Here is a 682-nt window from a genome sequence, read left to right on the forward strand (position 1 = left end):
GTTCGAGCCAGATTAATCAAAAAAGCCCATACACCCATATTCCCAAACAAATCAAACCCGACTATTGTTATACTCTCGTTTAAAAGATGATTTTGCTGAGGCTGCCTTCCAATGATCAACGATGATCAAAACAAAACGACTTCTCTTAGTTTAGAACAAATTCGCGAAGATATTGATAGCGTAGATCAACAGATTCAAGAGTTATTAAATCGCCGCGCAAGCCTTGCTGAAGCTGTTGCGAAAGCTAAATTTGCTTCTGAAGAGAATCCTTTGTTTTATCGTCCTGAACGTGAAGCACAAGTTTTACGTAAAGTTATGGAGCGCAATCAAGGGCCTTTATCTGACGTAACTATGGCCCGTTTGTTCCGTGAAATTATGTCTGCTTGCCTTGCTTTAGAAGCTCCGCAAAGTATTGCATTTTTAGGCCCAGAAGGTACTTTTACTCAATCTGCCGTACTTAAACATTTTGGTAAAGATGCGGTTGTTCGTCCGCTACCAACTATTGATGAAGTATTCCGTGAAGTAGAAGCGGGTAGTGCGCATTACGGTGTAGTTCCGGTTGAAAACTCATCTGAAGGTATCGTAAACCATACTTTAGATTGTTTTAAAACTTCGAATTTAAATGTGATTGGTGAAGTTGAATTGCGTATTCATCATCAATTCCTTGTTTCTGAAAATACAC

The 682-nt window shown here is 39.3% G+C and carries 1 protein-coding gene; it reads left to right on the top strand.

Annotated elements, in window-relative coordinates; translation table 11 throughout:
* Positions 1 to 111 precede the first annotated feature (111 nt).
* The coding region (gene pheA, locus ABD296_RS49690; RefSeq protein ID WP_344285582.1) for a chorismate mutase at positions 112 to 682 on the top strand (571 nt) is incomplete at its 3' end.

This window comes from Actinomadura napierensis (assembly GCF_039529375.1).
Taxonomy (GTDB): Bacteria; Actinomycetota; Actinomycetes; order Streptosporangiales; family Streptosporangiaceae; genus Spirillospora; species Spirillospora napierensis.